Source organism: Capnocytophaga canimorsus (assembly GCF_002302565.1).
Lineage (GTDB): Bacteria > Bacteroidota > Bacteroidia > Flavobacteriales > Flavobacteriaceae > Capnocytophaga > Capnocytophaga canimorsus.
This window is the reverse complement of record NZ_CP022382.1, coordinates 13,786-40,257: the sequence shown is the minus strand read 5'-3', so window position 1 is coordinate 40,257 and position 26,472 is coordinate 13,786. Positions and strand designations below refer to the sequence as shown.

Below are 26,472 nucleotides of genomic sequence, written 5' to 3'. Positions count from 1 at the left end.
TACAAATTTATTTATTGGCAATTTAAAAAGGTGTAATGTAACCTAAACAGAACAAACAATTTACTTAATATTATTATCGGTCAGTGTAGAAATATCTATTTTAGGTTTAGGCAAATTCATTTTTTGTATTTCTTCTTTACATTTATCTACCATTTCTTGGGTCATTATATAACGATGTTTTCCGTAATCTTCATATTCTAACCATCCTACGTAGAAAAATCCATATTTATCGAAAAACTCTGTCAAATCTGTCTTTGAAACCTCGCAAGCCTTTTTAACAAAATTCAATTGATATATCGCTGGATTATTCCCCCATTTACCATTATTGTTCTTCAATTCTTCTTCTCCTTGTCTGCGAAATGCTTCAAATAAATCTGGATAAAAGTCAGGATTTGCGCCTACATTAGTAAAGTACAAATGCAATTGCCAAAAAGGAACTAATTTGTTAAATACATCAGGATCCTGTAAATAAGAGATTTTCTTTTCTATAATATCTTTTCGTGATTTTGAATAATTATCCTGTTGCATTATTCTACTTTTATTTCCAAAGGATTTGGTAACATACAAGGTATAAATATTATTACTAACCTCTGTTAATCCTCCCCAAGAAAAGTAAGGAAAGAGCTGGTGCACGTGTCCGACCTCGTGGCTAAAGCCCCAACAAGGATCTCCTTTGATCACTTTGTTTGGATCAGCAACCATAGCCATTGCATATCCAGGTTTTGTTCCCATATAAGCTATACCATCACGATCACGAAACATATAATAGTTATAGTTTACACGCGAAAGAATACGATTTTTGGGTATACGATTGTATTTTTCTAACCCCATAATTTCATATTGTCGTTTCACTAATTGATCATAGTTTTCAATCAACTGAACCCCTTTTCCGTAAGCATATTTCTTACAATCCTCTACTGGATATGCAATTTGAATATGCTTCCCAACAGCATCAATAATAGGATACACTGCATTATCAATCAAATAATTCCAATCTTTATTAGAGTGTTTTGTTGCATCGAAATATCCGTTCACTTTTCCATTAACGAAATGGAGTTTTATTTTTGGTTCTTTTTGAGGAGTTTCAGAAAAATAATCAACATACACTAATCCTCCCGATTTTATCTCAATAAGATTTACCCCGTTTTTTAAGGTATAAACATCTCGTTTAAGCCCCCAACCATTAGGATCTTTACTAGGGTCTATCCCCTCAGGAGCCCTTCGTTCCCAATTCGGGATAAGTATTTTAATTTCTTTTCCTTCAGGAATTTCAGCAACAACAACTTGTTGTCCTTGAGACAAATATATTCCTGTTATTTGTTCATATCGAGAATAACCATTACCAATAACCAACTGCTTACCTAAGGCTTCAGGAGATAATTTCGCCTCAAATTCAGCGACACGATGCGTTACCTTGTACGATTTATTTTTTAATTCCGTAGCTAAAATACGTAATTGAGGAATTGAAATTTTTTGAATACTTTCTGAAGAAACGTTTCGATTTAATTTCAACAACATAGGATCTGAGAAAAGAGCCAAATCTGATTGAGGAATTTCTTTGGAAATACTATTATCTTGCTCTAAAAAATTTTCTGGATAATTTACCCGAAACCATACCTCTTCAACTCGCATTCCTTGTGAAACGTCATATTTTATTCTGAGTTCATTATCTGAAATAAACTTAAAGGTAAGTGATTTTTCTGGTGATGTACTATAAATAGGGAGAAGGGTTTTGTCCAGTCTTTCTAAAAATACGCTATCATTGACCAATTCATAAGTTCCTTTGGTTGTGATTATGGATTTAGGAAGTCCGAACATATAGTTTCTAAATGTTCCATTTTGGAAAAACACCTTAAACATACCGGGACGACCCTTTTGAAAATCCATTTTTGAACCCGCAGGTTTAACCCCATAATACTCCCAGACATCTGACAGTTTATCTACTAAATCACTATCTTGTGCGCAGATTGTCGCACTCATTGTAGAAAAAACAACGACGCAAAGTTTCAACAATTTTGTCTTCATAAGTTAATATATCTTTGGTTAAAATTTGAACCACGAAGATACAAATTCTATCCCAAAAATAACGCCTTTTAAAGATATGTTTTACGCAAGTTTTTAGCTCAATTTAAACGAATCGTTCAAAATACTATTTTAAAGCGTTTTCCAAAGCATTGTGTACCGACCCATACTTTAAAAGCAATTCATAAGCCTTCTGATAATCAATATGAAGCTCTTCCATCAAAAAACGTACTCCCCTATCTATCAATTTGTTATTATTGAGTTGCATATTTACCATCTTATTGCCTTGTACCCTACCAATACGTATCATCAGTGCAGTAGATATCATATTAAGCACCATTTTTTGAGAAGTTCCGCTTTTCATACGTGTGCTTCCAGTGACAAACTCGGGACCTACATTTACCTCTATAGGCATTTCTGCCAATTGCGCAAGTGGCGATTGCGGATTATTGGTAAGCCCTGCGGTAAGTAGTCCGTTTTCTCGGGCTTTTTTTATCCCACCAATAACATACGGAGTTGTTCCTGAAGCTGCTATACCCAAAACCGCATCTTCGGGGGTAGGATTAAAGGCGCAGATGTCTTTCCAAGCTTGAGAAATATCATCTTCTGCATTTTCTACAGCTTTACGAATGGCGGTATCTCCTCCAGCAATAAGCCCAATAACCCTATCGTGAGGCATTCCGTAAGTGGGTGGTATTTCAGAAGCGTCCAAAATACCTAACCGACCACTGGTTCCCGCCCCGATATAAAAAAGTCTTCCTCCCCTACCAAAACGCTCTTCCAAAGCCATAACAAAACGCTCAATTTGAGGAATTGATTTTTCAACCATTTCCGCTACGACTTTATCCTCATTATTTATACCTTTTAAAATAGTATGAACATCCATCTGCTCCAGATGGTCGTATTTTGAAGGTTCCTCAGTTATTTTTCGATATGTTTCCAAAGTATTTTGCTTTAAAATTTGTTGCAATATATCATTTTTTTCAGATTCTATTGTGAAAAAATAATAGAAACTTACGAGTGGTACATTCACCCCCCAAGTGCAATTTCTTCTTGAAAAAGGTAAGTGCATTTTGCTTTTAAAATCTCCTTTGCTAATTGATGAGACCACAGGATAAAAACCAAAAAAAAAGCTTAAAAGCCTTTTAATAAACCTTATTCTTTTTTAGAATTGTTTTTACTCTGCTGATAGCGTTCCATTAAGTAATCATAAAATCGATTAAAAATAATTTTAAACCATTCGGTATATACTTGCGGATTTTGTAGAATATCTGCCTTAACATTTTCAGGAAATTCCCATTTCCAATCGGCAACTTCTTCGGAATTGATTACTGGATTTTGCTCATAAAAACCAATCATCACGTGGTCTAACTCGTGCTCGGTGAGTCCGTTATCGAAAGGTGCTTTATAGATGAAAGAAAAAACTTCTTGCAAATCGGTAACAAAACCCATTTCTTCTTGTAAACGGCGTTTCCCTGCCTCAACATTGGTTTCATTTTCACGCTGATGGCTACAACAAGTATTGGTCCATAGTCCTGGGGAATGGTACTTGTGTAGTGCTCGTTTTTGGAGCATCATTTCACCTTTTTCATTCATTATAAAAACCGAAAAAGCACGATGAAGCAATGCCTTCTGATGGGCTTCAAGTTTGGGCATCAGCCCTATGGAGTTGTCGTTTTGGTCAACTAAAATGACTTTTTCTTCCATCGTATAACAAACTTTATAAATGTACTTTTTTAATATGAAATGTGGTCTCCTATTTCAATTCCCCAAGCATCGGTAAGCCCTGCGTTTATCTCTAAAACGTATTTTGCAGGTTTCTCAGAGGGTAGTGACGTTTCATCCATTGGTCGCGCGTTTTTAACGATGCTAATGATTTCTTTATTGGCATTGATATAAATAATATCTAAAGGAAGAAATGTGTTTTTCATATAAAATGTACGGATTTGTTCATCGGGAAAAACAAAAAGCATCCCTTGGTTTTGCTGCATTGTTTGTCGGTACATCAATCCTAATTCTCGCTCGGAAGGAGAGTTGGCAAACTCAATGGCTATTTTTTTTAGGAGTTTATCCCCTTTGAAGATGGACAAATCTCCCTCGTGTGTGAAATCAATTTCCGCTGTTTTGATTTGATTTGAAGTTAGTGTTTCCTCTTTTCCCATAAGCATAGGAGCTATGTAAGCTACAGCAGCAATTCCTACCAAAACGAAGGCTAATACCACAAAATACTTTCTAAAAAATTGCATCTTTATTTTATTTTATCGTTAATATAATCTGACAACGCCACGGAAAATTTCACTAACAACACCCCAACTATCACCTTTACTATCGGGAATACCCAATGGATTTTATTGAATTGCAACCCAGTATCCTTTAAGGAAAGAGAAAAATTTCTTGCCACATGAATGAACTCCGAAATAGAAAAAACAATCGTTAAAATACCTGATAGAACCAAACAAATTTGATAAAGTTGCTTTTTGCTAAATTGAACATTTACAATTTCTTCATCGGAAGGCTGTGCGATAAGTTTTACTATTTTTTGAGTTTTAAAAAGCAGAAGATAAGTAATCAGGAGAGTACCTATTAACACAAATCCGCTGAATAAAATCGTCCAATCATTGTCAAAGACGTTTTTGTAGGCTGGAATAAAAAACAATAATGCTAAAAAATCTTTACATTGATTTAACGTAATAAATGCAACGTAAATCCCTAATAATTTTATAGCTACTTCATAAATATCCCTCTTTTTCATATTGTAAAGACTGATTTTATACTTTTTTTCTTAGTAGCAGATAAATTCCTGCAAGGATAAACGGAATGCTGAGCCACTGTCCGGTAGAAAATATCCCCAAAGCATTTTCAAAGCCTCCTTGACTTTCTTTTACAAACTCTACTACAAAACGAATACTCCAAAGCAAAACCAAAAACAATCCGAAAATATAAAAAGGTTGTTGCTTTTTATTCGTTTTCCAGTACACATACCACAAAACCCAAAATAAAATGAAGTAACCAAAAGCTTCGTACAACTGTGTAGGATGTTGATACGGAATGGTTTCCAAAATTTTAGCATAGGTAGGGTCGTTAGTAATAAGTTCGTAAGCCGATTGCGGATTATCCTGACCCGTGATATTCATTGCCTCACGAGGTGAAATGTGACCGCCTTGAACAAATTTCACACCCAAAGGAAAATTATCACTGACTTCTTTTCCTGAAATTTCTGAATTAAAAAAATTGCCTAAACGCACAAAAACACCACCAATAGAAACAGGAATCACAATTCGGTCTAAAACCCACGAAAGAGTCATATCCTTATATTTTCTGACAAAAAATACCATTGCAATAATAATACCGATAGCTGCTCCGTGACTGGCTAATCCTTGAAATCCTGAAAGCTCCCAACCTTGTATGATGCCAAAAATATTCCCTTTTGGATTTTCCCGAATGGGTAAAAAGATTTCAATAATATGATCTTTGTAGTAATTGTTCCAATCGTAAAAAAAACAATGCCCCAAACGTGCCCCCACTAATGTAGCCACCGCGGTATAGATAAAAAGAGAATCTAACTTGTCTAAAGATTTTCCTTCATTGATAAAAATCTTTTTCATCAGATAAAAACCCAGCGCGAAAGCCACTACAAACATCAAACTATAATAGCGAATAGCAATTCCGCCTACTTGAAAAAGCACTTGGTCAGGATTCCATATAAAACTTGATATCATCATCGTAAAACTTCTAAAATTTAATATGAGCGTAAAAGTAGTACAATTTGAGTAATTGACCAAAAAAGAATTTTGGTATTATTTGTGTCTAACTGCAAGAAATCTACCAAATGTCAATCATCAAACAAAGTTAAAACAAGACTTCGCCAAAGAGCAACAGCAATAATAAATGTGAAGATTGTAACTTTTTCTTGTATTGAGAAGAAACAAATGTAAGAATTCCAAAGCAAAAGCGTCTTGCTTTAGAAATACATCTGGAAGGATATTGACTACGACAGTTTGAAACACCAAAATTTATAAGTTAAAATATTTTTATAAAAAGATATTTTTATCTTGTTAGTTATTTCATTTTTTTATACTTTTATAGGGTATTTTTAACACCCAAAATTATTCATTATGGATTATAATACCAACAATATTCGGAATGCGGTTCTTTTAGGACACGCCGGAAGCGGAAAAACTTCTTTGGTAGAAACAATGCTGTTTGAATCAGGAGCTACTACACGCATCGGAAGCATTGAAGAGGGAAATACAATTTCCGATTTTCACGAAATGGAACGAGAAAAAAAACACAGTATTTTCAGTTCGCTAATGCACGTGTTGTGGGGAAATGTCAAAATCAATTTTATTGACACCCCTGGTTTTGATGATTTTATCGGTGAAGCCATTTCAGGGCTGAAAGTCGCCGATACCGCCGTAGTGGTTATCAACGCTAAGGAAGGCATTGAGGTTCAAAACGAACTCCACAAAGATTATATCGAAGAGTTTAAAACCCCTACTCTTTTCGTTATCAACCAAATGGATCACGAAAAAGCAGACTTTGAAAAATCACTTCAGGAAATTAAAAATACTTTTGGAAATAAAGTAGTTGAAATTCAGTTTCCGTATCAATTAGAAAACGGATTTAATCATATCGTTGATGCATTGCGTATGGTAATGTACACCTTCGATTCCAACGGAGGAAAACCTAAAAAAGAAGCTATTCCCGAAGAAGTACTTGAACGAGCAAAACAAATTCACAATCAGCTTGTTGAAATAGCTGCTGAGGAAGAAGAAGGGCTAATGGAACGCTACTTTGAACAAGGAACACTATCGGAAGAAGAACTTACCAAAGGGCTTCAATTGGCTATGGGGAAACAAAATTTCTTCCCTGTTTTTTGTGCTTCGGCAAAGGAAAATAAAGGAACTGGACGTATTATGGGTTTCATTCGTGACATCTGTCCTTCCCCCTTGCAACAACCTGATAAAGAGCTTCAAAACGGAAAAACTCTTGCTCCAAATGCTTCATTACCCACAAGCATTTTCATCTATAAAACACTGAACGAATCACAAATTGGGGAACTCAGTTATTTTAAAGTATATAGCGGAAAACTGAAAAGCGGAGAAACTCTTAAAAATCAAATGAATGGCGAAGATGAACGCATCAACAAAATCTTCATCGTCAATGGAAAGAACAGAGAATCCGTTGAACAATTGGTCGCTGGTGACTTGGGAGTTACCATAAAACTAAAAAATTCACATACCAACAACACACTCAATGCGGAAGGACACGAAGACGTACAAATACGCAAAATCAAATTCCCACAAATGAAAATCCGTATGGCTGTGGTGCCTCCTTCAAAATCAGATTTTGAAAAACTAACCAACGCCTTGCATATCATTCAGGAGGAAGACCCAACCTTTACCTTGCAATATTCCCCCGAACTAAAACAAACCATCATTCACGGACAAGGACAAATGCATTTTGATGTAGTGAAACAACGCATCAAATCGTTATATAATATTGATATGGAGCTTATTCGTCCAAAAATTCCATATCGTGAAACGATTTCAAAAACTGCTGAAGCCCAATATCGTCATAAAAAACAATCGGGTGGAGCGGGGCAATTTGCCGAAGTGCATCTTCGTGTTGAACCTTATGATGAAAATTCCCCTCTACCTACCGATTTGAATATCAGAAAAGAAGAACTCATCGAACTACCTTGGGGCGGATATTTGCATTTCTTGTGGTGCATTGTTGGCGGAAGCATCGACACACGCTTTATTGGAGCTATCAAAAAAGGAATTATGGCAAAAATGGAAGAGGGACCTCTCACTGGTTCGTATTGCCAAAACGTTCGCGTAAGCGTTTTCGACGGAAAAATGCACCCTGTAGACTCCAATGATATTGCCTTTCAGTTGGCAGCTTCAGCTGGTTTTTCGGAAGCCTTCAAAAATGCCTCACCTAAAATTATGGAACCCTTTTACGAATTGGAAGTACTTTGTGATGCTGTAGCGATGGGCGATGTAATGACCGATTTACAAAGCCGAAGAGCTGTCATTACAGGAATTGACAACATCCGACAATATCAACAAATCAAGGCTTTAGTACCCATTGCCGAGATGTACGGATATTCCACCTCACTGCGTTCCATTACGCAAGGAAAATCCAAATTCAGTAGGTATTTGTGGGGCTATCAGGTAATGAACCACGAAGTCCAAGAAAAATTATTAAGAGGATAAAAAATCAAAAAGTCGGCTTTAAAAGCCGACTTTTTAGCAATTACAATTTGTTTCGCCACATTTATTTTTTTTCTTCTTTTTGAAAAAAAATGTCTTTATTAAAAAGAAAAAAGCAAAAGCCACTAAGGTATAAGTAAGTATTTCTTGCATTTGGGCTATCCTTTAATAAAAGTGAATGAATAATACCCTAATTCGGTATTCTTATAGTTTGCACCAGGTTTTTGGTCGCCTTTGTCTTTATAAAAACTATCGATACGCATTTTTACATATTGCCCTTCATAGGTTTTGATAACAATGATTTTTCCAGCAATAGGAGTTACCATATGGGTACCCCCATCATACTGCCCCCAATCGGTATAATTAACCGTATGATTTTTAAGTTTTTCCAATTCTACCGAAGTTACATTTTCCAACGTTCCTTCAGTGATATAAAGTGCACCTTTTCCTGTAATGGCAATCTTATCAGCGTTCGGAGACGTACCCCCATTAACAATTATGGTATATCCGTTAAAGGCGATATCCCACTGGTCGGACTCAACAACTGTATTTTTTGAAAAACTATATTTTTGATACCCCTCAAATTTAGGTTCTTGTTCACTAACCGTGATTTCCTTTGCTGATTTAATATTAAGTACCTCGACTTTTTCAGTATTTTTAAACAGATAGGTTTCTCCTTTTTTACTCTCCTCTTTACTACAAGAAAATGTGAACAAAGCGGTGGCAAAAATTCCTGCCAATAAAAACATTTTTTTCATAATTATATAAAATTAAAAATTGATATTCAAACTTGCATACATTATTCTACCAGGAATATTGCTAATGTACTTAACATTAGTATAATCCGTTAGATTATTTACTCCTACCCCTAAGGTGAAACGCTCACCAAAGTGCTTATTTAGTGCCACATTAAGTAGCAGGTGTGCGGGTACAAAATCATCATATTTGTCCAAATAAGTATTGACGTTGGTATCGGCAATACCATATTTTCCACGATATACGCCACGGAAGTTCAAATCAGTATTCCAAATAGGTAATTGATAGAAAATTTTAAAATTTGCCGAATGTCTCGACCGATTAAACAGCCCAAAATAATCAGAGCTTTGCAATTGAAAGATATCACCATTAGCATCTCGGGCATATACTTTACGTTCTTGAAAACGATTTTCAGCAGTTTTATTTTTAGCATAAAGCAGTTGATATCCTGCTGATAATGTCAAATTTTTTATCGGAAAATAACTCACATTAGCTTCCATACCCTGAGTGTAAACACGCTCAATGTTTCGATAGCTGTAAACAGATTGTCCTGAGTACTTTACTGCTATTATTTGATTGTCTATCAGATTTTTAATATCATTACGAAATAAATTCAGTTGCAACTTCAATTCGGAAAGAGGTTGTATATCGACCCCAAAATTGAAACTAATGGAACTTTCAGGTGCCAATTTTGACTGGGTAAACTCGCTTTTATCTACGTACACTGAGGCGATTTCTCCGTTTTTCTCCATTTGCGAAAGTACCTGAGGCACCGCATTATATCCTAATACTGAATATCCTACACTGGAATTGGTAAAATTGTTATACAATTGCCTAAAATCGGGAGCTTTATAGCCGTATCCTACGGAAGTTTTTACACTTATTTTATCTGAAAAATCGTATTTTAACGCTAATTTGGGGCTAAATTGTGAAGTGTATTGGCTGTGTAAATCGTAACGAAAACCAGCAATCAGATTCATTTTTGAGGTCAGATAAGTATCTAATTGTCCGTAAAGATAATACGATTGCATTTCAGAATCGGATATAAAAATGGTCTTCTTGATGTCTTCAAAATTTCCTCCTATCCCGAAAATGATATCGTTTTTTTCCTTTGGGGAATATTTGCCTCGCATTTCAGGACGTAAATAAAATTGCTGAAAGTTAGAGTCGGTATCTCCTGAAATTACTTTTCCTCCTTGAATATATTCGTGAGTTTTATAATCGGTGGCGTACATCTCAAAATAACTGCTCCACTTTTGGTTATACCGATGATTGAGTTTCACGTGTAGGTTCCATTCCGAAAGATGGCTTTGTCCCTTCTCTTTTTTTGAAAGCATATACACTTGATTTTGTAGAAAGTAACGCGCAGAAAGGCTCAAGTCGGTCTTGTCATTAAACCGATATGCTATTTTGGTTCGTGCTGTGGTATTGTAAAACGGAGTTACGGTAGGCACTTCCGAGGTTGACAGATGATATCCATCGCTGCCATACATATTAAAAAAAGAAGTGATTTGTAGCTGTTTTTTTCGGTATCCGATATTCATTGAAGCATCGTGAGTGGCAAAGCGACTTTCTTTATAGTTTACACTTGCCTTTAACCCGTCTTCAGGAATTTTAGTAATGACATTGATAACCCCTCCTAAAGCCTCACTACCATACAAGCTGGACGATGCTCCCTTGACAATTTCAACCTGCTGAATGTTTCCTACACTGATGCGATTCAAATCCAATTGCCCAAGTACCCTACCCACCAAAGGCATTTCATCAATCAAAATTAAGGTATATGCCACATCAAGTCCCTGCATTTGAATCCCTTCACCTCCGGTATGTCCTGGTATAGTTACCAAACCATTCTGTTCTGCTAATACTTCAGAAAGTCGGGAAGCATTTGTACTGCGGATTTCCTTTTCCTTAATCAGTTGTACCTGCAAAGGCAATGAAGAGAGCTGACGTAAGGTACGAGTAGCAGAAATGACCACTTCGCCCAACTTATAATCTACAGAATCTTTATGCGTTTGTAGGTCTTGCCCATAGCTTAAGGATAGAGAAAAACTCAAGAATATAATAAGAAAAACAACTGATAATCTTGGCATAATATGTAATGCTTCGGCACTTTGGGCAAAGGTATATGTAATTTAGATTTTTTCAAAATAATTTTTTTGATAAAGTGAAAAGATGAAACTCACCCTGCTTACACGTTTTTTTTAAGAATTCAAAAACATAAGGTGCTGTTAAATAATTACATATGTGTAAAAAACCTTACTAAATTTACAAGCAATGTGTATTTATAAAGACAATCAAAACAAAAATAAAACATTGATAAACAATAATATACGCATAAATATTGATTATAAAACGTATTATACTGAACGTTTTTTATACCTCTTTAATGACATTAGACTTCTTTAGTTCTTTAGTCAAAATATTACTTATCATATTGCTTGTAAAAAAGAGCAAAGAGAGTTTGGTCTAAGGTGTTAATTTTTTTTATTACCGCTTTATCGGGGGTATAAGTATAATTGCCTTGTTCTGTTTTTATGGTAATTTCCCAATTAGCATCTGAAAAAAGTGCTTTAAGATTTTCTGTATCAGTATTTAGGGTAAACCTTGAAAGAAAGCCTTCTTTTGTTTTTTCGATAAACATAAAAGAAACTTGTTCATTACTGAAATTGGTATTTTTGTTGGAAAATGAAACTTTTTCGATTTTATGTAAAGCTAACTGCGTAAATAAGCTAAAGTTTACTCTGCTTTCTCCTTGCAATGAAACTTTACTTCGGAAGCTAAAATCCCATAAACTTTTTTCATTACGAGTTAAATCAGTCAATTCAAAGGGTTTTATAAAGTATTGGTTTCCTTCTTCTCCAGCGTAAAAAGTCTCGTACAATTTTTTTCCATTTCCAGTTTTCCCTGGCTTGACCGAAAAACATCCCTGTAGAGCAAACAGTAATGATATTATTAAAAAAGGCTTTAAAATGAGGCGCAATTTACTTTTCATAAAATTGTATCTTTTTATCAATTATTTCTTCGCTACCTATTTCTTCAAATTTTGTTTTATCAGGTGAAAAACTCAATAAACAAATAGTATTATTTTTAATCTTTCTTAAATATATAGAAGTGAGTATGTTATTACTTTCGAAGGCAATATATTTAAGTTGGTTGTTTTCATTTTTATGGATAATATTTGTGCCTTGTGGCAGTGTATCGAAACTGAAATTCGAAAAACTTATATCGAAAGGAATTGTAATGTAGGTATAGGCATTTTCACTTTTAACAATTCTGTAAACAGGAAGTTGTTGCTCTTTAAAGACGGAAGAAACTACTTGTTTGAATAAGTCATCAACTGGAGTAGTAACATAATTTAATACCTTTTCTTGAGGATGTAAGTTATAATAAGCGTCTCCAAAAAAGTCAACCTTATTGGAATTCGAATTACAAGCGACGAAGAAACTTAGTAAAAAAAATATCGCGAAATTTTTCATAAAAAATAGAAACATAAAACTACCTGAATTTAAGCAAATTCAGATAGTTTTATCATAAAAAATAGAATTATTCTCCAGTTACGATGGTTTCATAAGAAACTACAAGCCCTAAAATGCTAGAGTGTTTAATGTCAACAGTAGAAATTTTTGTAATTCCTCCATTTTTAGCCGCAGATCTAATAGAAGCATCAGCATCAAAGAATAAAAACCCTAAGTAACCTGTAGCTTTTGCAGTACCTACTTTATTACCTACACCGTTACTTGTTGCAGTTACTGGTAAAGTAACAGAACAACTTGCCAAAGTTACTGCTAATACAGTAGCAGCGATAAATTTTTTAATCATAAAAATGAATTTTAATGTTCCCTACTCTTAAGGATTTTCAGTTACTCCCTGTTTATTAGTTTACTCAGCTCTAACTATCAGGGTACAAAAATAAAAATTTCCTTAAAAAATCAAAATAAAATAAAGAATTATTTTTAATTCATTTTTCTTTTAGCAACGATTTAAATCAAAATTATTTATGCTCCTTGTATTGTTTGATTAATCTATGACGGAATTCCTTTTCGGCCTGTTTCAAAAGAACAATTTTTTTCGCGGAAATAACTTTCAGTAGCTGTAAGTTCATTTCTTTTGAAGTTTTAACAATTTCTAAATTTATTTCTTCCTCTTTTTCAATAAGCTCAAGGGCTTCTTTTTCACTGAGTTGATTGCCTTTTTCGGAAGCGGTTTTACGACATTTTCCTAACCCACCGTTGTGTAATTCGTGAATTTTATCAGAATATTTATTGTAGATAGGCCAAAAAGCTTTAGCTTCTTGTGGGGTAAGGTCAATCTTCTCAGTAATATAGGCGATTTTTAATGATTTTATCTTCTCGTATTTTTCATTATGCTGCCCCCATACGTTGCAAAAGCAAAACAGTAAAGTAGAAAATATTAAAATGTTTTTCATAAGATTAAGTATTTTAAAAATCAGTATTTTCCATATAGGCATATTCGGATAGATACTGCCCAATAATTTCTGGATTTTCTATAGGAGGTAACGCTAAGCCCTCAATATCTTCTATAGATATTTCTTGTGAAATCCAATAGAAATCCGTTTCATTAAAGTTATTATTTACGTAGTTGTTAATTTCTTGCTGTGTAAGTATAATTTGTTTTGAAGTTATTGATTTTAAGAATAAAAACGATGAAACAGCAACAACAATTACTGCGATGGCTACCCAGCGCAATGTTGCTTTAAGAGCCATTTTTTGAGCCTTTCGCCGAATCGTAACCTTGTAAATTTGTTTTTTTGATTGTTCAAAATATCCGTTAGGAACTGAAAATCCGTGAGAAAACTCTCGCTTATCCGTCTCAAGGCGCTTTGCAAGACGCTCGTAGAACGCATCAAAGTATCGCTCAGGGGCTTTCATACCCGATTTTATATGTTCTTTATGTTCCTTCACGTTGGTTTGACGATAAAAATGGATTAAGGTTTAATAGCTTTCTACATAAATTTTAATTTTTTCCACAGCGTGATGATACGAGGCTTTAAGTGCTCCTACCGAAGTGCCTAAAATTGCCGAAATTTCTTCATATTTAAGTTCTTCAAAATATTTCATTTTAAATACAATTTGTTGTTTTTCGGGAAGACAAGCAATTGCTTTTTGTAATTTGAGTTGAATTTCATCTCCTTCAAAATATACATCACTTTGTAGCTGAGTTACGCGCTCTTGTTGAAAATCTTCAAAGCTACAATGCTTTTCACGTGCCTTTTTCTTGAGAAAATCAAGTGCCTGATTGGTAGCTATGCGGTACATCCACGAAAACAAACTGCTTTCTTCCCGAAAAGAATCAATACTTTTAAAAACTTTGATAAAAGTCTCTTGTAGTATATCGTCTGTATCATCGTGAGAAAGCACTAAATGACGGATATGCCAATACAATTTTTTCTGGTAGTGTGACACCAAATATTCAAAAGCCTTTGCCTTCGTTTCTGTGGCTTTTAACTGTTTTATGAGTGTTTGCTCTTCCAAAGCTATACACCGAATGATTGCATTTCTACCAGTTTATGATACATTCCTTTTTTAGCTAAGAGCTGGGAGTGAGTACCTTGCTCTACAATTTTCCCTTTTTGCATCACTACGATTAGGTCGGCATTTTGAATGGTACTCAATCGGTGGGCGATTACTATGGAAGTTCTGTTTTTCATCATATTTTCCAAAGCATTCTGTACAAGTCGTTCGCTTTCGGTATCTAATGCTGAAGTAGCCTCATCTAAAATCATAATTGGCGGATTTTTTAAAACTGCCCTTGCAATACTTAAACGCTGCTTTTGTCCGCCGCTGAGTTTGTTACCAGCATCGCCTATATTGGTTTCGAAACCTTGAGGCAAATCTTGAATAAATTCGTAAGCATTAGCTACTTTTGCCGCAGCAATGATTTCTTCTTGTGTTGCATCGGGTTTTCCGATGCGTAAATTGTTACTAATGGTGTCGTTAAATAATATAGAATCTTGTGCAACGATTCCCATAAAACGGCGTAGAGAAGCAATTTTTAAGTCTTTGATATCTATGCCGTCTAACAAAATCTGCCCTTGGTTAACGTCATAAAAACGAGTAATTAGGTTAGCAATGGTACTTTTACCACTTCCAGATTGTCCCACCAAAGCGACCGTTTTCCCCTTAGGAATTTCTAATGAGAAATTTTCTAGTACATTTTGCTCACCATAGGCAAAAGTGATATTTTTGAGAACCATTGAATGCTCAAAATTAGGTTTATCAATGGCATTAGGTTTTTCTTGAATTTGACTTTGATAATCTAAAATTTCCATAACGCGCTCAGCGGCAGCGTTTCCTCTACGCAAATCGTATGAGGCACGGCTTATGGCTTTTGCTGGGGTTAAAATATTGTAAGCCAACCCCATAAAGGCAATAAACTCCGAGCCGTCCAATGTTTTTTCAATCAGAACCATTGACCCTCCGAACCAAAGTAAAATAGCAATGACCAAAATTCCTAAAAACTCACTCACGGGTGAGGCTAAATTTTGTCGGTTCATTAGGCTATTGGCAAAGTGATGAAAGCGTTGGGTTGACTCTTGAAAGCGCTTATTAAAAATTTTTTCAGCATTGAATGCCTTAATGATGCGAAGTCCGCCCACAGTTTCTTCAATAAGGGATAGAAAGCGCCCTTGTTCTTCCTGCACTTTGGTGGATTGTTTTTTTAAAGATTTTCCTATTTTTGAGATAATTAACCCTGAAATTGGGATAAAAATAAAAACAAAAAGCGTTAGTTTGGCACTAATGGCCAACATTGCCATAATGGAAAATATGATGGTTAAAGGCTCTCGGAAAATAAGCTCCAAAACGGAAAGAAACGAACTTTGTACTTCGTTGACATCTCCCGAAATTCTTGAAATAATATCGCCTTTGCGTTGTTCTGAAAAATAAGAAATAGGCAGTTCGGTAACTTTTTTGTAAAGTTTGTTGCGTAAATCTCTTAAAACACCATTACGTAAGAAAGTAACGAAAAATATGGCTAAATAATTAAATAAGTTTTTCAATAAAAACATAGTAATGACCAACCCTATCATCATTCCTAAAGCCCAAATAGGGTTATTACCTGCTACCTGAGTGATTTCATAATTGAGTAATGTTTTGGCGTAATCGCCCATTTTTGATAAATCATCAGGGAAAAGCGGCTTTTCATACACTTTGGTAGCTTCTTTGTTGAACATAATATCCAACATAGGGACTAATGCTACAAATGAGAGAGCACTGAAAAGGGCATAAAGCGTACTGAAAACAATATTTAGCGCTACGTGTTTTTTATACGGAAGTATAAAGGGAATGAATCGTTTAAGGTATGAACTCATTGGCAAAAAATTGAAAAACTGTCCGTAAAAATAGTTTAAATTACGGACAGTATTAAAATGGAAAATTTATGATTACAGATTCAAGTCTTTGATAACAGCATCGATTTTTTCTTCCAATAGTTTTTCAGTCTTACTGAAATTTTCGATGCTATCCAAGGGAGTATTTACACTGAAGTAGAACTTGATTTTTGGCTCTGTACCACTGGGTCGAGCTGCAATTTTAGTTCCTTTTTCAGTATAATAAATAAGTACATTTGATTTTGGTATATCAATGGTTTCTACCTCGCCTGTGATTACGTTTAGTGCTTTTGAAGCTTGGTAATCTTCTATCATTGTTACTTTTTCTCCGTTAATTTCTTTTAGCGGATTTTCGCGCAAGTTTTTCATCATTTGGTTAATTTCTTCCGAACCTGAAATTCCTTTTTTGGTTAAAGATATCAAACGTTCTTTAAAAAAGCCATAATCAATGTAAGCTTGAACAAGCTCTTTGTAGAAAGAACTGCCTTTGGCTTTTGCCGTTGCTGCAATTTCACAAGCCAATAGAGTGGCGGTAACGGCATCTTTGTCACGTACGAAATCACCTACCATATACCCAAAACTTTCTTCACCACCCCCAATGAAAGGTTGGTCGGAAAAATCACGTATCATTTTAGCAATCCATTTGAAACCAGTAAGTCCCACTTTGCATTCTACACCAAAGGCAATGGCAAGTTCATTCATCATAGGAGTAGAAACAATAGTTGACCCTATGAATTCATTGCCTTTTAATCCTTTTTCTTGGTATCGTTTGAGTAAGAAATCGGTCATCATAACCATTGTTTGGTTTCCGTTGAGGAGGGTCATTTTTCCGTCAAGATCGCGTACGGCAACTCCTATACGGTCACAATCGGGGTCAGTTCCAATTACGATATCAGCTCCGATTTCCTCTGCCTTTTTCAGAGCCAAAGTCAAAGCTTCAGGTTCTTCCGGATTGGGTGATTTTACCGTTGGGAAGTTTCCATTAGGAACGGCTTGTTCCTCTACAATGTGTAAATTGGTGTATCCGGCTTGTTTTAGTACCTGTGGCACCATTGTAATTGAAGTACCGTGCAACGAAGTGAAAACAATTTTGAGGTTTTCTTTTTGTGGTGCATTAAAGTTACCATTTGCTATAGACGCTTTGGCAAAAGCTTCATCAACTTGAACGTCAATTTTTTCAATTAAGCTTTCGTTAGCATCAAACAAAATATCTGAAAAACTAATGTTTTCAATAGCTTTCATAATCTCGCCGTCTTGCGGAGGCACCAATTGCGCACCATCGCTCCAATATACCTTATACCCATTGTATTCAGGTGGATTGTGAGATGCGGTTAGTACAATTCCGCACTGGCACTGCAGATAGCGTACGGCAAAAGATAACTCGGGGGTTGGGCGAAGTTCTGAGAACAAAAATACTTTAATTCCGTTGGCAGAAAACACATCGGCAACCACCTTTGCCAAGGTTTGCGAATTGTTTCGGCAATCGTAAGCAATGGCTACTTTAATTTCCTGATTTGGAAATGATTTTTTTAGATAATTACTCAGTCCTTGAGTGTTTTTTCCTAGCGTATATTTATTGATGCGATTGGTCCCGATACCCATAATGCCTCGCATTCCGCCAGTTCCAAACTCTAAATTCTTGTAGAATGATTCTTGTAATTCTTCTGGGTTTCCGTTTAAAAGTTCTTGTACTTTTTGTTTTGTTTCGGCATCAAAACTATTCGTTAGCCACGATTTTGCTGCCTTAATGCTGTTATCTAACATAGTTTCCATAAAATTGTACTTTTGTAGCAAAGATACGGAAAAAACGCAATAAATTTTTGTTTTCGGGGTGAATTTCACGATTTGATAATAAATAAAAAAGCAACGACTTCATAAGAAAATCGTTGCTCTTTTGCTTACTTAAAACACGAATGTTATTTTTCAGTTTCTGAGGCGTTTAGCTTTCTTGACATTTCCATAGAAATGGCAGAACGTTCTATTTTAATTTTTCCAGCTAAGGTTTCAATCACGCAAGTATTATCGGTTAATTCCACGATTTTACCGTGAATTCCGCCTTTGGTGATGATTTTATCGCCTTTTTTCATTTCGTTCATAAAATTTTTCTCTTGCCTTTGGCGTTTCATTTGCGGACGAATCATTAAAAAATAAACTACCGCAAACATTAGAATTAGGGGGGCAAATTGGTTTAGTACTTCCATTTTTATTGAATTTAAATTAAGTTATAAATTGTTTTCTGTTACAAAAGACCACGTCCTGTTTTTTTGAGCTCTCCGCTTTCGGAAAGTTCTTTGGCTAAGCTATCTAAAATTCCGTTGATAAAAATACTACTTTTTTCTGTAGAATACTCTTTGGCAACTTCCAAGTATTCGTTAAGGGTAACTTTTACTGGAATGGAAGGGAATTTTAAAAACTCGCAAATGGCCATTTTTAGAATGATGTTATCAATTGAGGCGATACGCTCTTTGTCCCAATTTGGGGTTTTGTCGTTAATTTTTTCTTGTAGTGATTCATCGTTAAGAGCTGTTTTTTTCAAAAGTTCGTTAGCAAAGGCTTTGTCTTCATCATCTTTAAAAAGTTTCGGTACAAAATATTTTTCGGGGGTATCAGTCTCTACTTTGTTGAGTAGCTTAACGATATAGGTATTTACAATGGGAAGATCATCTGTCCAAGTAAGGTTAAAGTCTTCGATATATTCATAAAGTTTTTCGTCCGTAGCAATTACTTTTTTGAAGAGTTGTACCACAAAATCTCTATCCGATTCAAAACTGTTTTGCTTTTCGGACATATAATTCCGATACAAATCACTTTCTGTGATTTTTTTGTAGATAATTTTTACGTATTCCTCATCTAAATCCCAGCGGTTCATTTTAGCTGCCACAATAGCTTCTTCTAAAAGCTGATTGTTTACAATCTGTAAAAGAATTTGATTTTGAATGAATTTACGATTCGGATTTTTATCCTTTACTGTGGCTAAATATTTTTTCTGCCCAATTTCAATATGGTTTTCTGCCATTTGATGCAGTTCTTTAAGCAGTGAAAGTAACAATAAATAAAGATGATTCATCTCACCGATGCTTTGTTGTAAAAACTTCAATTCTTTGTCCAAATTTTGGCTTTGACTTTGTTTGAGGGCATAAATTCCCTGCATTACTTTCACTCTGATATGTCTTCTGGTCAACATAGATTTAAGAACTCTGAAAAAATATTATAATTGTTTTAACGCGGGCAAAAGTAATAAATAAAAATGATTTTTATAAAATTTAAAAGGATAAAAAGAAGCAAATGGTTGTCGGTTACTAAGCAATTCAGTTGGTAGATTTTAAAACTTTATCCTTGTTTTTTTTGTAGCTTGTAACTCTGTCCTTCTTCCAAAATTTAAAATAAATTTTTGTCTTTGTGGTGTATTTTCTAAAAAAGCTCGAAATTTGCAACTTCTAAGTAAGATATATCCTCAATATATGTGTAAAACTATGAAAAAACGTTTTTTAGCGTTATTAATGTTTATTTTTTTTACGATTCCTATACTGAAAGCACAACAAAGCTACTGGCGGTCTATACATCAAGTGATGCGTCAACCAACAGATACTGGGTATGTTTTCTATCGGCTTGATAAAAAGGCTTTTGCTAATGAACTACAAGTTAAACCTTGGGCTAAAAAACAGTCTGTAGTACAAATTCCTGATGCGGAGGGTAATCTATTACATTTTCGTATATTTCCTAGTTCAATACTCTCCAAGACGTTAGCCGAAAAACACCCTGAAATTCAATCTTACCAAGGAATTAGTACTGAAAATCAGCAGTACTCCATTAGTTTTACTTGGACACCTTTGGGGCTTAATGCCGTAATGCGCTCTCCTAACGGATATACTTTTTTACAACCTTCTGATGCTACGGGAGAAAATTATAAAATATATAATGCCGATATAAATCGAGAAATAACGCCTTTGTTATGTAAAACTCAAAACCAACTCTCTGAAAAACAAGCATCTTTTCAGCGTATTGCTTTCGATACGGATAATCATTTGCGTAGGTTTCGTATTGCGGTGGCAGCAACCCCTTCGTATGTTAATTTTTGGGGAGGAAAAGTAAATGCTTTGGCGGCGATAGCTGCTACCATAAATCGTATCAATGAGGTGTATCGATCTCAAATGGGAATTGAATTTGAGTTAGTTTCTGACACTTCTGTGCTTTATACGCAACAAGGTTCAACAAACCCTTTTGAGCATATAAATTATGATAATTGGCACTTAGGACAATCCGATGTATTACAACAAGTACTTGATCGTCAGATAGGAAACTCAAATTATGATGTTGGGCATTTGTTTCATAATGCCAATAAAGGCGGAAATGCTACTTGTATTGGTTGCTCGTGCAAGGACACTCAAAAAGGAAAAGGATTTTCATCGGTTTTTTTCCGATGGGGAATGGATTTTGATGTTTTTGATATTCATTATGTAGCTCACGAGGTAGGGCATCAAATGGGGGCTTACCATACGTATTCGTATGTGAATGATTATTCAGGGTCGCAGATGGAACCCGCAAGTGGTACTACCATAATGAGTTATGCGGGATTGGTTGACCAACAGAATGTACAACGCCAACCCGACCTCTATTTCCATCACCGTAGCGTGTACGATATTATGAACTACGTACGAACCACTCACTGTGCTACTGTGGTGGGCAATACGGGGAATCTCCCTCAAATTGAGTCTTTAAAAGATTATATTATTCCTGCCAATACCGCATACCGATTGGAAGCAAAGGCAACTGATGCCGATTCAGATGTACTTTATTACGCTTGGGAACAGGCTGATAATGGTATTGTTACTCAACAAAATTTTTCATCAAAATTATTGCGTGGAGCAATGGCACGTCCTTTGCCTCCTACCCAAAATCCAGTACGCTACATTCCACGTCTTTCACGTATTGTTGCAGGACAATTGACACAATCAATGCCTAAAGTGGGTTCGGCTTGGGAAACGGTATCTTCGGTAAAGCGCACTCTCGACTGGGCTTTTGTGGTTTCCGATCGCAAGGTACTCACCCCCAATACAGCGGGAAATACCGTGTATCAAACCCTACGCATTACCGTGGATAACGAAGCAGGTCCTTTTCGCGTTACCTCTCATAATGACGATACGGTTTGGTCTATCAACAGCAAACCTTCCCTTACTTGGGATGTAGCAAAAACCGATAAGGGCAATATTAAAACCACTACGGTATCGATTTGGTTCTCTACCGATGGAGGGGTTTCGTTTCCCATCGAAGTAAAAAGAAACGTACCTAACACTGGAAAAACTCAAATTTACGTTACCGATGCAATGAAAACCGAGCAAGGACGTTTTATGATTCTTGCCGAAGATAATATTTTTTTAGCCGTAAACGCTGGAAATATTAAGGTTGAAGAAGATGGAGATACGGATAATGACGGAATACCTGATAGTCAAGACAATTGTCCCACAATGAATAATCCTAGTCAAGAAGATTTGGATAATGACGGTATTGGAAACGCTTGTGATGAAGACTGGGATGGTGACCAAATTAACAACGTCACCGATAATTGCCCTAAAAATAGCAATCCAAATCAAGAGGATTTTGACCGAGATCATATCGGTGATGTTTGTGATGAAGACCTTGACGGCGATACCCTTGTAAATTCAGAAGATAATTGTCCGAAAACGCCCAATACCGACCAGTCTGACTTGGATAGGGATGGTATCGGTGATGTTTGTGATGACGATATGGATGGAGATACCCTACCTAATACTATGGATAATTCTGTAGACTATGTACTAATTTCGAATGCTTTTACTCCAAATGATGATGGCGTAAATGATACTTACCAAATAGTACGTTCGCAACACTATCCCAGCAATAGGTTCCGAGTTTATAATCGTTTTGGGCAATTGGTCTATCAAACCAAAGGATATAAAAATCAATGGAAAGGACACGATATGCAAGGTAAAAAATTACCTCAAGGAGCCTATTTCTATACGTTTACTTTGGATGATAAGGAATTGTACAATCGGCAAGGTTGGCTTTATATCAATTATTAAGAATGATTTTTGTAAGTAAAAACCAATTTATGAAAAAGATATTTTACGCAATAGGCATTATATCGTTTTTAGGGCTTGGACAAGTACAAGCACAAGAGGTAACTCCTATATTTTATGAACAAAATTTGAATGTATTTAATCCGGCAATGGTAGGGTTAGAATCGGCTCATACAATTTCGGTAGCGATTCGTAACCAATGGCGCGGAGTGCAAGATGCCCCTCAAACTCATACTTTTTTAACCACGCATCGTATCAACGATAGAATGGGAGTAGGACTATCATTGGTAAACGATAAAATATTTTTACTCAAACAAGCAGGGCTCTATGCTGATTTTTCGTACCGTTTGCCCATTGATGAAACTTCCGATGTGCATTTAGGATTAAAAGCAGGAGGCGATTTTTTCAATTTCGATGCCCATCGTGCCAAAGTATATGACGATTTTAGGTACGACCCCTATCTGCAAACCATTTCTGGAAAGTTTCAGCCCAATATTGGGGTGGGAGTCGTATATAAAAATAATCGTATTGAAGTAGGTTTTGCCTTGCCTAATTTGTTGGCTTCCGATTCCTCAAAGCTCGAAGACGGCGTAATGACCTCGGTAGCCCAACGCCTACAAACCTACCTTCACGCAGGATATCTTTGGCAACTCAATACCGATTTTGCTTTGAAACCTATAATGCTCTCCCGATTTACCAAGGGCTTTACCTCATCTTACCATTTTACACTGTGGGGCATTTATCTGAAGAAAAATCAATTGGGGATAACCTATCGTACCGATAAAGCACTCAGTGCACACCTGCTTTTTGAAATTCCGCAGCTGTCCGTGAGCTTGGGCTATGGGTACGAATATCCATTAGATACCCACCTGAATACTTATGCTCGTAATTCACACGAGTTTTTGGTACAATTCCGTTGGTAATGCAGGTTGTTTTAGCTTATATACTGCAAAATAAAAACCGAAAGCGAAATGCTTTCGGTTTTTATTTTTAAATTACAGTACTTCTATATTCTTTATAATTGGATTATTCTCTTTAAAGGCAAGGTTTATTTTAAAATTAACAAAGTCACTATAAATGTATAGAGGAATAATTTCTCCTTCTTTAGGCTCATAGTCAAACTTCAATCGAATATTTGAACCGGCTAAATAGCTTTCTTTAGGTAGTATGCCTCTATCCTTATCTTGTAATTCATAAATAGAAAAAACAGGATCTATTAATGTTAATATTCGAGGAAGCTCTATTTTCAATTTTTCATCAGATTCTCTCCACAAACTTGAAATAGAAGACCCCACTTCTTTTACTCCATTCCAAGAGTACCAACTAACGGAAGAATCCGACTTTTTCTCTCCTCCTTGTATTCCAATAGTTTCTTCTAGTATTGTTTTTAATTTATCTGCTGTTAAAGAAAAATCTTTTAAAAAGGCTTCTCTTTTTTCATTTACAATTTTGTTTTTTGCATATTGTAAATTATTGGAAATATTCAGAGCGTGATTTTGTTTATATTCAGCATCGTCTACCCAACAAATTTTATCATCTGTCATAGCAATAACTCTCACACGTGTAATATCATTATATTTTTTACCATTATATTCTAATTTTATAGGAGCTAACTCTATCTTTTCGTGAGGATTTATTATATTTTTAGCTGATGTTTTTATTACGTCGTATTCATCCTTATACATATCTGTATAATGCAAACAAAGAAACAAGCGAACATTTTCTAATTTTATATCAGAACGATTGTTAATGGTTACTACTATCTCATCTTCTTTATCTGAAAATTTCCAGTCCGAAGCAGGATTTACACTAACATCTATAAAAGATTGTTCCATCAACAATTGTTTAAAACTACTATATAAATTATCTTCACAATAATTCATATCTGATAACAGACAATCATAAATGCCTTGATTCCCTCTTCTGAAAAAATGATTGAAAATTTCATTTTTACTTTCTTCTAACATTCCCTTTTCTACGTAATAGTTAGCCTTTAAAAAATTAGAGCTAAAAATCCCATATCCTTCCATTGTAGAGCGATACAACCTTAATAGATATTGTCCTTCAGGTGTCTTATTTAAATAAGTTCTATTCCATGCTAAAAAAGTATATACGTGCGCGAGAAGATTTTTAATTAAGGGGTAAGAAAGGCGTTGCGTTGCGTTGCGTTGCGTTGCGTTGCGTTGCGTTGCGTTGCGTTGCGTTGCGTTTTGCAAAGCAAAGATACACAAATTGAGTGAGTTATGCAAGTTTTCTATGTGAGTTTTCATAGTAAAAGTTGGTATCCGGAGCAAATATAAAAACTCTTATAGCATTAACAAACTTTAAGATGTTAAAATTTTTAGTTGATTCAAAGATTAAATGATTGAAAGATTAAAAAGATTAAATGAGCTTTGTAGTATAAAATACAAAAAAATAATTAGTAATCAAACACTTAACTATCTATTTTTATAGGAGGCAAATCAAACTATAAAAAAACAGGAAAACAAAACTTAAGCTTGTTTCCCTGTCTTTAATATAAAAAGATTGCAAAATTACACGTGAATGGCTCTATTGTCAGTCGCAGCTAAAGCTGCTTCTTTAATGGCTTCGGTAAAAGTTGGGTGAGCGTGGCTGATACGTGCAATATCTTCAGCACTGGCTTTAAATTCCATTGCAGTAACAGCTTCGGCAATCATATCGGCAGCACGTGCTCCTATTATATGAACACCTAGTATTTCATCAGTTGTGGGGTCTGCTAAAACTTTAACAAAACCATCAGTATCCATACTTGCACGTGCACGTCCTAAAGCTCGCATTGGGAATTGTCCTGTTTTATAGCGAATTCCTTCGGTTTTCAGTTGCTCTTCGGTTTTTCCTACCGAGGCTACCTCTGGCCAAGTATATACTACCCCAGGAATCAAATTGTAATCCATATGAGGTTTCTGACCCGCTAAATATTCGGCAACTAAAACGCCTTCTTCCTCAGCCTTATGAGCTAACATTGCCCCACGAACAACATCGCCTATGGCATAAATATTAGGTACATTGGTTTGTAAATGGTCATTGACAACGACTCTGCCTCGTTCATCAGTTTTCACTCCAGCGGCTTGCAAATTCAACCCTTCGGTGTAAGGACGTCTGCCCACAGCAACCAATACGTAGTCACCTTCCAAAGCAATTTCCTCCCCTTTCTTATTATCAGCTTTAACTATTACTTTTTCTCCTTTACGAGATACTTCTTTTACTTTGTGGCTCGTATAAAACTTAAATCCTTGTTTTTTAAGTATTTTTGTCAGTTCTTTTCCTAAAGATGTATCCATAGTAGGCAAAATACCCTCCATATATTCTACAACAGAAACCTCAGCACCTAAACGGCGATAAACTTGTCCCAATTCCAAACCGATAACCCCTCCTCCAATAACAATCAAATGTTTAGGGACTTCGTTCATTTTAAGAGCTTCTGTAGAAGTAATGATTCGTTCTTTATCAACAGTAATAAAAGGTAACGACGCTGGTTTTGAACCCGTAGCAATGATAATTTTTTTAGCTTCTATTTGCTGTGATGAACCATCGTTCATAGTTATCTTTACGTGCGTGGTATCAGCAAAACTACCTAATCCTTGATAAACATCTATTTTGTTTTTATCCATCAAAAACTTAACCCCAGCGGAAGTTTGTTCTACTACCGATTGCTTTCGGGCAATCATTTTCTCCAGATTCATTTTGATTTCTCCAGAGATTTCAATGCCGTGACTTTCAAAATGTTTAAGAGCATCTTCGTAGTGATGCGATGAATCTAACAAGGCTTTGGAAGGGATACATCCCACGTTAAGGCACGTTCCGCCCAAAGTAGCGTACTTCTCAATGATTGCGGTTTTAAACCCCAATTGAGCAGCACGAATAGCCGCTACGTAACCACCAGGACCTGAACCTATCACTACAACATCATATGTTTTCATTATTTACTATTTTTAGATTGATAACCTCACAAACCTACGAATAATATTTCGATTGTACAAAAGATATTTTAGAGCTCCTATTTTGATTAACCAATAAAAAAACGGCTGAAAATTTCAGCCGTTTTTTA

The 26,472-nt window shown here is 35.5% G+C and carries 23 protein-coding genes; 3 read left to right on the top strand and 20 right to left on the bottom strand.

Features of this window, described 5'->3' with window-relative positions; genetic code table 11:
- Nucleotides 1-60: 60 nt before the first annotated feature.
- The 6 genes from CGC47_RS00170 to lgt all read right to left on the bottom strand — a co-directional run bounded on the left by CGC47_RS00170 (nt 61) and on the right by lgt (nt 5,744).
- Complete coding sequence (locus CGC47_RS00170) at nt 61-1,980, bottom strand: M60 family metallopeptidase (protein ID WP_232779666.1); 1,920 nt, start codon at nt 1,978-1,980, stop codon at nt 61-63.
- A gap of 169 nt (nt 1,981-2,149) precedes the next feature.
- On the bottom strand, nt 2,150-2,992 hold the full coding sequence (locus CGC47_RS00165) for an N-acetylmuramic acid 6-phosphate etherase (RefSeq protein ID WP_082025293.1): 843 nt from the start codon (nt 2,990-2,992) through the stop codon (nt 2,150-2,152).
- Between the two features lie 185 nt (nt 2,993-3,177).
- A complete protein-coding gene (gene idi, locus CGC47_RS00160; RefSeq protein WP_041999837.1) occupies nt 3,178-3,729 on the bottom strand; it encodes an isopentenyl-diphosphate Delta-isomerase in 552 nt (183 codons plus the stop codon).
- Nucleotides 3,730-3,758: 29 nt separating this feature from the next.
- Nucleotides 3,759-4,268 (bottom strand): DUF192 domain-containing protein, encoded by a 510-nt coding sequence (locus tag CGC47_RS00155; RefSeq protein WP_041999834.1) that lies wholly within the window; start codon nt 4,266-4,268, stop codon nt 3,759-3,761.
- A gap of 2 nt (nt 4,269-4,270) precedes the next feature.
- Nucleotides 4,271-4,774: a hypothetical protein gene (locus CGC47_RS00150; RefSeq protein WP_013996920.1), complete on the bottom strand. Its 504-nt coding sequence runs from the start codon at nt 4,772-4,774 to the stop codon at nt 4,271-4,273.
- A gap of 16 nt (nt 4,775-4,790) precedes the next feature.
- Nucleotides 4,791-5,744, bottom strand: a complete 954-nt coding sequence (gene lgt, locus CGC47_RS00145; protein WP_095899835.1) for a prolipoprotein diacylglyceryl transferase — start codon at nt 5,742-5,744, stop codon at nt 4,791-4,793.
- 393 nt (nt 5,745-6,137) lie between these two features.
- On the opposite strand from lgt, the gene CGC47_RS00140 reads away from it, so the two are divergent.
- Entirely contained in the window at nt 6,138-8,243 is a 2,106-nt protein-coding gene (locus CGC47_RS00140) for an elongation factor G (RefSeq protein WP_095899834.1), read from the top strand.
- 155 nt (nt 8,244-8,398) lie between these two features.
- Here the strand turns inward: CGC47_RS00140 and CGC47_RS00130 are convergent, their stop codons facing one another.
- The 12 genes from CGC47_RS00130 to nusB form a co-directional block, all read right to left on the bottom strand.
- Nucleotides 8,399-8,998: an HmuY family protein gene (locus CGC47_RS00130; protein ID WP_052456113.1), complete on the bottom strand. Its 600-nt coding sequence runs from the start codon at nt 8,996-8,998 to the stop codon at nt 8,399-8,401.
- A 12-nt stretch (nt 8,999-9,010) separates the two neighbouring features.
- Nucleotides 9,011-11,089 carry a TonB-dependent receptor plug domain-containing protein gene (locus CGC47_RS00125; protein WP_041999831.1) on the bottom strand — a complete coding sequence of 693 codons (2,079 nt, stop codon included), beginning with the start codon at nt 11,087-11,089 and terminating at the stop codon, nt 9,011-9,013.
- A 332-nt stretch (nt 11,090-11,421) separates the two neighbouring features.
- The gene (locus tag CGC47_RS00120) at nt 11,422-11,991 is read right to left on the bottom strand and encodes a hypothetical protein (RefSeq protein ID WP_095899832.1); all 570 of its coding nucleotides are present in this window, start codon (nt 11,989-11,991) and stop codon (nt 11,422-11,424) included.
- A complete protein-coding gene (locus CGC47_RS00115) occupies nt 11,981-12,490 on the bottom strand; it encodes a hypothetical protein (RefSeq protein WP_095899831.1) in 510 nt (169 codons plus the stop codon). Before CGC47_RS00115 ends, CGC47_RS00120 begins: the two co-directional genes overlap by 11 nt.
- Nucleotides 12,491-12,542: 52 nt before the next feature.
- On the bottom strand, nt 12,543-12,818 hold the full coding sequence (locus CGC47_RS00110) for a TRL-like family protein (protein ID WP_095899830.1): 276 nt from the start codon (nt 12,816-12,818) through the stop codon (nt 12,543-12,545).
- A gap of 172 nt (nt 12,819-12,990) precedes the next feature.
- A complete protein-coding gene (locus tag CGC47_RS00105) occupies nt 12,991-13,425 on the bottom strand; it encodes a hypothetical protein (protein WP_041999822.1) in 435 nt (144 codons plus the stop codon).
- A gap of 13 nt (nt 13,426-13,438) precedes the next feature.
- Entirely contained in the window at nt 13,439-13,888 is a 450-nt protein-coding gene (locus CGC47_RS00100) for a hypothetical protein (RefSeq protein WP_095899829.1), read from the bottom strand.
- A 63-nt stretch (nt 13,889-13,951) separates the two neighbouring features.
- Complete coding sequence (locus CGC47_RS00095) at nt 13,952-14,491, bottom strand: RNA polymerase sigma factor (protein WP_041999816.1); 540 nt, start codon at nt 14,489-14,491, stop codon at nt 13,952-13,954.
- A gap of 2 nt (nt 14,492-14,493) precedes the next feature.
- Nucleotides 14,494-16,329, bottom strand: coding sequence for an ABC transporter ATP-binding protein (locus CGC47_RS00090; protein WP_095899828.1), 1,836 nt, complete (start codon nt 16,327-16,329; stop codon nt 14,494-14,496).
- Between the two features lie 72 nt (nt 16,330-16,401).
- Nucleotides 16,402-18,120 (bottom strand): phospho-sugar mutase, encoded by a 1,719-nt coding sequence (locus tag CGC47_RS00085; RefSeq protein WP_172458706.1) that lies wholly within the window; start codon nt 18,118-18,120, stop codon nt 16,402-16,404.
- A gap of 143 nt (nt 18,121-18,263) precedes the next feature.
- Nucleotides 18,264-18,548: a preprotein translocase subunit YajC gene (yajC, locus tag CGC47_RS00080; RefSeq protein WP_095899827.1), complete on the bottom strand. Its 285-nt coding sequence runs from the start codon at nt 18,546-18,548 to the stop codon at nt 18,264-18,266.
- A gap of 38 nt (nt 18,549-18,586) precedes the next feature.
- Nucleotides 18,587-19,531, bottom strand: coding sequence for a transcription antitermination factor NusB (gene nusB / locus CGC47_RS00075; RefSeq protein ID WP_044729315.1), 945 nt, complete (start codon nt 19,529-19,531; stop codon nt 18,587-18,589).
- 289 nt (nt 19,532-19,820) lie between these two features.
- Between nusB and CGC47_RS00070 the strand changes: the two genes are divergently transcribed.
- Both CGC47_RS00070 and CGC47_RS00065 read left to right on the top strand, forming a co-directional pair.
- Nucleotides 19,821-22,406, top strand: coding sequence for a reprolysin-like metallopeptidase (locus tag CGC47_RS00070; RefSeq protein ID WP_041999874.1), 2,586 nt, complete (start codon nt 19,821-19,823; stop codon nt 22,404-22,406).
- Between the two features lie 29 nt (nt 22,407-22,435).
- The gene (locus CGC47_RS00065) at nt 22,436-23,326 is read left to right on the top strand and encodes a PorP/SprF family type IX secretion system membrane protein (RefSeq protein ID WP_041999871.1); all 891 of its coding nucleotides are present in this window, start codon (nt 22,436-22,438) and stop codon (nt 23,324-23,326) included.
- A 72-nt stretch (nt 23,327-23,398) separates the two neighbouring features.
- On the opposite strand, the gene CGC47_RS00060 is transcribed toward CGC47_RS00065, so the two are convergent.
- Nucleotides 23,399-24,673, bottom strand: a complete 1,275-nt coding sequence (locus tag CGC47_RS00060) for a hypothetical protein (protein ID WP_100342914.1) — start codon at nt 24,671-24,673, stop codon at nt 23,399-23,401.
- Between the two features lie 264 nt (nt 24,674-24,937).
- Complete coding sequence (lpdA, locus tag CGC47_RS00055) at nt 24,938-26,344, bottom strand: dihydrolipoyl dehydrogenase (RefSeq protein WP_095899825.1); 1,407 nt, start codon at nt 26,342-26,344, stop codon at nt 24,938-24,940.
- Nucleotides 26,345-26,472: the final 128 nt, after the last annotated feature.

What these genes read in the sequence shown, in the direction of transcription:
- CGC47_RS00170 (WP_232779666.1), bottom strand. Translation starts at nt 1,980, where the DNA reads ATGAGTGCGACAATCTGCGCACAAGATAGTGATTTAGTAGATAAACTG.
- idi (WP_041999837.1), bottom strand. Translation starts at nt 3,729, where the DNA reads ATGGAAGAAAAAGTCATTTTAGTTGACCAAAACGACAACTCCATAGGG.
- CGC47_RS00155 (WP_041999834.1), bottom strand. Translation starts at nt 4,268, where the DNA reads ATGCAATTTTTTAGAAAGTATTTTGTGGTATTAGCCTTCGTTTTGGTA.
- CGC47_RS00150 (WP_013996920.1), bottom strand. Translation starts at nt 4,774, where the DNA reads ATGAAAAAGAGGGATATTTATGAAGTAGCTATAAAATTATTAGGGATT.
- lgt (WP_095899835.1), bottom strand. Translation starts at nt 5,744, where the DNA reads ATGATGATATCAAGTTTTATATGGAATCCTGACCAAGTGCTTTTTCAA.
- CGC47_RS00140 (WP_095899834.1), top strand. Translation starts at nt 6,138, where the DNA reads ATGGATTATAATACCAACAATATTCGGAATGCGGTTCTTTTAGGACAC.
- CGC47_RS00130 (WP_052456113.1), bottom strand. Translation starts at nt 8,998, where the DNA reads ATGAAAAAAATGTTTTTATTGGCAGGAATTTTTGCCACCGCTTTGTTC.
- CGC47_RS00125 (WP_041999831.1), bottom strand. Translation starts at nt 11,089, where the DNA reads ATGCCAAGATTATCAGTTGTTTTTCTTATTATATTCTTGAGTTTTTCT.
- CGC47_RS00120 (WP_095899832.1), bottom strand. Translation starts at nt 11,991, where the DNA reads ATGAAAAGTAAATTGCGCCTCATTTTAAAGCCTTTTTTAATAATATCA.
- CGC47_RS00115 (WP_095899831.1), bottom strand. Translation starts at nt 12,490, where the DNA reads ATGTTTCTATTTTTTATGAAAAATTTCGCGATATTTTTTTTACTAAGT.
- CGC47_RS00110 (WP_095899830.1), bottom strand. Translation starts at nt 12,818, where the DNA reads ATGATTAAAAAATTTATCGCTGCTACTGTATTAGCAGTAACTTTGGCA.
- CGC47_RS00105 (WP_041999822.1), bottom strand. Translation starts at nt 13,425, where the DNA reads ATGAAAAACATTTTAATATTTTCTACTTTACTGTTTTGCTTTTGCAAC.
- CGC47_RS00100 (WP_095899829.1), bottom strand. Translation starts at nt 13,888, where the DNA reads ATGAAAGCCCCTGAGCGATACTTTGATGCGTTCTACGAGCGTCTTGCA.
- CGC47_RS00090 (WP_095899828.1), bottom strand. Translation starts at nt 16,329, where the DNA reads ATGAGTTCATACCTTAAACGATTCATTCCCTTTATACTTCCGTATAAA.
- CGC47_RS00085 (WP_172458706.1), bottom strand. Translation starts at nt 18,120, where the DNA reads ATGGAAACTATGTTAGATAACAGCATTAAGGCAGCAAAATCGTGGCTA.
- yajC (WP_095899827.1), bottom strand. Translation starts at nt 18,548, where the DNA reads ATGGAAGTACTAAACCAATTTGCCCCCCTAATTCTAATGTTTGCGGTA.
- nusB (WP_044729315.1), bottom strand. Translation starts at nt 19,531, where the DNA reads ATGTTGACCAGAAGACATATCAGAGTGAAAGTAATGCAGGGAATTTAT.
- CGC47_RS00070 (WP_041999874.1), top strand. Translation starts at nt 19,821, where the DNA reads ATGAAAAAACGTTTTTTAGCGTTATTAATGTTTATTTTTTTTACGATT.
- CGC47_RS00065 (WP_041999871.1), top strand. Translation starts at nt 22,436, where the DNA reads ATGAAAAAGATATTTTACGCAATAGGCATTATATCGTTTTTAGGGCTT.
- CGC47_RS00060 (WP_100342914.1), bottom strand. Translation starts at nt 24,673, where the DNA reads ATGAAAACTCACATAGAAAACTTGCATAACTCACTCAATTTGTGTATC.
- lpdA (WP_095899825.1), bottom strand. Translation starts at nt 26,344, where the DNA reads ATGAAAACATATGATGTTGTAGTGATAGGTTCAGGTCCTGGTGGTTAC.